Origin of the sequence: Micromonospora sp. NPDC000442, assembly GCF_042898635.1 — a bacterium.
Taxonomy (GTDB): domain Bacteria; phylum Actinomycetota; class Actinomycetes; order Mycobacteriales; family Micromonosporaceae; genus Micromonospora.
The window spans coordinates 1-5132 of record NZ_JBIAYZ010000047.1 but is presented as its reverse complement, the minus strand read 5'-3'; the positions used below and the strand labels follow the sequence as shown (position 1 = coordinate 5132).

The following is a 5132-nucleotide window of genomic DNA, read 5'->3' as shown; positions in this document are numbered from 1 at the left end:
ATTCCCGGGCTGGCCAGTTTTTCTGGTTGGTTTGGATTCCTTTGGCAACATTTTTGTTGTCGGGATGGATTTTCCTTCAGGTTTTTGTTGGAGAGTTTGATCCTGGCTCAGGACGAACGCTGGCGGCGTGCTTAACACATGCAAGTCGAGCGGAAAGGCCCTTCGGGGTACTCGAGCGGCGAACGGGTGAGTAACACGTGAGCAACCTGCCCTAGGCTTTGGGATAACCCTCGGAAACGGGGGCTAATACCGAATATTCACTTGCTGCCGCATGGTGGTGGGTGGAAAGTTTTTCGGCTTGGGATGGGCTCGCGGCCTATCAGCTTGTTGGTGGGGTGATGGCCTACCAAGGCGACGACGGGTAGCCGGCCTGAGAGGGCGACCGGCCACACTGGGACTGAGACACGGCCCAGACTCCTACGGGAGGCAGCAGTGGGGAATATTGCACAATGGGCGGAAGCCTGATGCAGCGACGCCGCGTGAGGGATGACGGCCTTCGGGTTGTAAACCTCTTTCAGCAGGGACGAAGCGCAAGTGACGGTACCTGCAGAAGAAGCGCCGGCCAACTACGTGCCAGCAGCCGCGGTAAGACGTAGGGCGCGAGCGTTGTCCGGATTTATTGGGCGTAAAGAGCTCGTAGGCGGCTTGTCGCGTCGACTGTGAAAACCCGTGGCTCAACTGCGGGCCTGCAGTCGATACGGGCAGGCTAGAGTTCGGTAGGGGAGACTGGAATTCCTGGTGTAGCGGTGAAATGCGCAGATATCAGGAGGAACACCGGTGGCGAAGGCGGGTCTCTGGGCCGATACTGACGCTGAGGAGCGAAAGCGTGGGGAGCGAACAGGATTAGATACCCTGGTAGTCCACGCTGTAAACGTTGGGCGCTAGGTGTGGGGGGCCTCTCCGGTTCTCTGTGCCGCAGCTAACGCATTAAGCGCCCCGCCTGGGGAGTACGGCCGCAAGGCTAAAACTCAAAGGAATTGACGGGGGCCCGCACAAGCGGCGGAGCATGCGGATTAATTCGATGCAACGCGAAGAACCTTACCTGGGTTTGACATCGCCGGAAATCTCACAGAGATGTGGGGTCCTTCGGGGCCGGTGACAGGTGGTGCATGGCTGTCGTCAGCTCGTGTCGTGAGATGTTGGGTTAAGTCCCGCAACGAGCGCAACCCTCGTCCCATGTTGCCAGCAATTCGGTTGGGGACTCATGGGAGACTGCCGGGGTCAACTCGGAGGAAGGTGGGGATGACGTCAAGTCATCATGCCCCTTATGTCCAGGGCTTCACGCATGCTACAATGGCCGGTACAATGGGCTGCGATACCGTGAGGTGGAGCGAATCCCAAAAAGCCGGTCTCAGTTCGGATCGGGGTCTGCAACTCGACCCCGTGAAGTCGGAGTCGCTAGTAATCGCAGATCAGCAACGCTGCGGTGAATACGTTCCCGGGCCTTGTACACACCGCCCGTCACGTCACGAAAGTCGGCAACACCCGAAGCCGGTGGCCCAACCCTTGTGGAGGGAGCCGTCGAAGGTGGGGCTGGCGATTGGGACGAAGTCGTAACAAGGTAGCCGTACCGGAAGGTGCGGCTGGATCACCTCCTTTCTAAGGAGCACCATCCGGCGAAAGCTGGTATGGAGCCCGCGCTGTCCGAATGTGATGGTGGGGTGCTCAATTGGCGGAGACACTGGTGAGTCGGCGCCGGCAACGGCCGGAATTTTTCCTAGTACAGCCACTGTGGTGGTGGGAACGGGTGTTCTGGTGCGGCTGGTGGTTGGCGGATAGCACCCTGTTGGGTCCTGAAGGAACAACCCGTGGTGGTTGTCTTTCAGTGCCGAAGCTCGGGACGTGGTGTCCTGGGAGGCGCCAGGCATGGCCTGGTTTCTCATACCGCCGGTGGTTGCCGGGCTGGTGGGAGACGGTGGGTTGTGGGTTGGTTGTTTGTTGAGAATTGCACAGTGGACGCGAGCATCTTTGTGGTCAAGTTGTCAAGGGCGAACGGTGGATGCCTTGGCACCAGGAGCCGATGAAGGACGTGGGAGGCCGCGATAGGCCTGGGGGAGCTGTCAACCGAGCTGTGATCCCAGGGTGTCCGAATGGGGTAACCCGGCATCAGTCATGTGGTGTCACCTGCACCTGAACTCATAGGGTGTGTGGAGGGAACGCGGGGAAGTGAAACATCTCAGTACCCGTAGGAAGAGAAAACAATAGTGATTCCGTGAGTAGTGGCGAGCGAAAGCGGATTGAGGCTAAACCGGTTGCGTGTGATACCTGTCAGGGGTTGCGTGGTCGGGGTTGTGGGACCCTGCTACACGAGCTGACACTCGTGTGAGGAGTTATAAAGCCAGTTGTTAGCTGAATGGTCTGGAAAGGCTGACCGTAGACGGTGATAGTCCGGTAGGTTAAAGCAGCTGGTCTTCTGTGGGTGTTCCCGAGTAGCGGCGGACTCCTGAAATCTGCCGTGAATCTGCCAGGACCACCTGGTAAGCCTAAATACTTCCTGGTGACCGATAGCGGACGAGTACCGTGAGGGAATGGTGAAAAGTACCCCGGGAGGGGAGTGAAATAGTACCTGAAACCGTTCGCCTACAATCCGTCGGAGCCTTTAGGGGTGACGGCGTGCCTTTTGAAGAATGAGCCTGCGAGTTAGTGGCATGTGGCGAGGTTAACCCGTGTGGGGGAGCCGTAGCGAAAGCGAGTCTGAAGAGGGCGTTTGAGTCGCATGTTCTAGACCCGAAGCGGAGTGATCTAGCCATGGGCAGGCTGAAGCGCGGGTAAGACCGTGTGGAGGGCCGAACCCACCAACGTTGAAAAGTTGGGGGATGACCTGTGGTTAGGGGTGAAAGGCCAATCAAACTCCGTGATAGCTGGTTCTCCCCGAAATGCATTTAGGTGCAGCGTCGCGTGTTTCTTGCCGGAGGTAGAGCACTGGATGGTCTAGGGGGCCTACAAGCTTACCGAAATCAGCCAAACTCCGAATGCCGGTAAGTGAGAGCGCGGCAGTGAGACTGCGGGGGATAAGCTTCGTAGTCGAGAGGGAAACAGCCCAGATCACCAGCTAAGGCCCCTAAGCGTGTGCTAAGTGGAAAAGGATGTGGGGTCGCATAGACAACCAGGAGGTTGGCTTAGAAGCAGCCACCCTTTAAAGAGTGCGTAATAGCTCACTGGTCAAGTGGTTCCGCGCCGACAATGTAGCGGGGCTCAAGCACACCGCCGAAGCTGTGGCACTCACACAATGACTTCGCTGGCGCCTTCGGGTGTTGGTGCAGGTGTGTGGGTGGGTAGGGGAGCGTCGTGCCGGGGGTGAAGCAGCAGGGTGACCTAGTTGTGGACGCGGCACGAGTGAGAATGCAGGCATGAGTAGCGAAAGAAGGGTGAGAAACCCTTCCGCCGGATGACCAAGGGTTCCAGGGCCAGGTTAATCCGCCCTGGGTGAGTCGGGACCTAAGGCGAGGCCGAGAGGCGTAGTCGATGGACAACGGGTTGATATTCCCGTACCCGCGAAGGAGCGTCCCTGATGAACCTCGTTGTGCTAACCACCCGATCCTGGTGCGGTCTTCGGACCAAGCTGGGGGAGCGTGGGAACCTGGCGGGTAGTAGTCAAGCGATGGGGTGACGCAGGAAGGTAGCTGAGCCCGGCCGGTGGTTGTGCCGGGGTAAGCGTGTAGGCCGCACCATAGGCAAATCCGTGGTGCACAGGGCTGAGACGTGATGCCGAGCCGATTCAGGTGAAGTCAGTGATCCTATGCTGCCGAGAAAAGCCTCTAGCGAGTTCTGAGCGGCCCGTACCCCAAACCGACACAGGTGGTCAGGTAGAGAATACCGAGGCGATCGGGCGAACTGTGGTTAAGGAACTCGGCAAATTGCCCCCGTAACTTAGGGAGAAGGGGGGCCGGAGACGTGAAGCCCCGCGCGGGTGGAGCGTTGTATGGCCGCAGAGAGCAGGGGGAAGCGACTGTTTACTAAAAACACAGGTCCATGCGAAGAAGTAATTCGATGTATATGGACTGACGCCTGCCCGGTGCTGGAACGTTAAGGGGACCTGTTAGCTCTTCGGGGCGAAGCGGAGAACTTAAGCGCCAGTAAACGGCGGTGGTAACTATAACCATCCTAAGGTAGCGAAATTCCTTGTCGGGTAAGTTCCGACCTGCACGAATGGCGTAACGACTTCCCCACTGTCTCAACCACAGGCCCGGCGAAATTGCAGTACGAGTAAAGATGCTCGTTACGCGCGGCAGGACGGAAAGACCCCGGGACCTTTACTATAGCTTGACATTGGTATTTGAGTCGGCTTGTGTAGGATAGGTGGGAGCCGGTGAAACCTATACGCCAGTATGGGTGGAGGCAATCTTGAAATACCACTCTGGTTGATTCGGGTATCTAACTTCGGACCGTTATCCGGTTCAGGGACAGTGTCTGGTGGGTAGTTTAACTGGGGCGGTTGCCTCCTAAAGGGTAACGGAGGCGCCCAAAGGTTCCCTCAGCCTGGTTGGCAATCAGGTGTTGAGTGCAAGTGCACAAGGGAGCTTGACTGTGAGACTGACGGGTCGAGCAGGGACGAAAGTCGGGACTAGTGATCCGGCACTTGCGTGTGGAAGCGGTGTCGCTCAACGGATAAAAGGTACCCCGGGGATAACAGGCTGATCTTCCCCAAGAGTCCATATCGACGGGATGGTTTGGCACCTCGATGTCGGCTCGTCGCATCCTGGGGCTGTAGCAGGTCCCAAGGGTTGGGCTGTTCGCCCATTAAAGCGGTACGCGAGCTGGGTTTAGAACGTCGTGAGACAGTTCGGTCCCTATCCGCCGTGCGCGTAGGATACTTGAGAAGGGCTGTCCCTAGTACGAGAGGACCGGGACGGACGAACCTCTGGTGTGCCAGTTGTCCCGCCAGGGGCACGGCTGGTTAGCTACGTTCGGAAGGGATAACCGCTGAAAGCATCTAAGCGGGAAGCCTGCTTCAAGATGAGGTATCCCACCACCCTTCGGGGTGGGTAAGGCCCCCAGCTAGACGACTGGGTTGATAGGCCGGAAATGTAAGCCCGGTAACGGGTTCAGTTGACCGGTACTAATAGGCCGAGGACTTGCTCACAAAGATTCTGCTCGCGTCCACTGTGTAACTCACAACAAACAAACAACAC

2 rRNA genes are annotated in these 5132 nt (G+C 57.9%); both read left to right on the top strand.

From position 1 onward, the window contains the following. Positions 1-84: 84 nt before the first annotated feature. Positions 85-1599 (top strand): 16S ribosomal RNA (locus ACFY2A_RS30450). A 373-nt stretch (positions 1600-1972) separates the two neighbouring features. Beyond that, a 23S ribosomal RNA gene (locus tag ACFY2A_RS30445) occupies positions 1973-5083 on the top strand. Together the 16S and 23S rRNA genes form the textbook arrangement of a ribosomal RNA operon. Positions 5084-5132 lie beyond the last annotated feature (49 nt).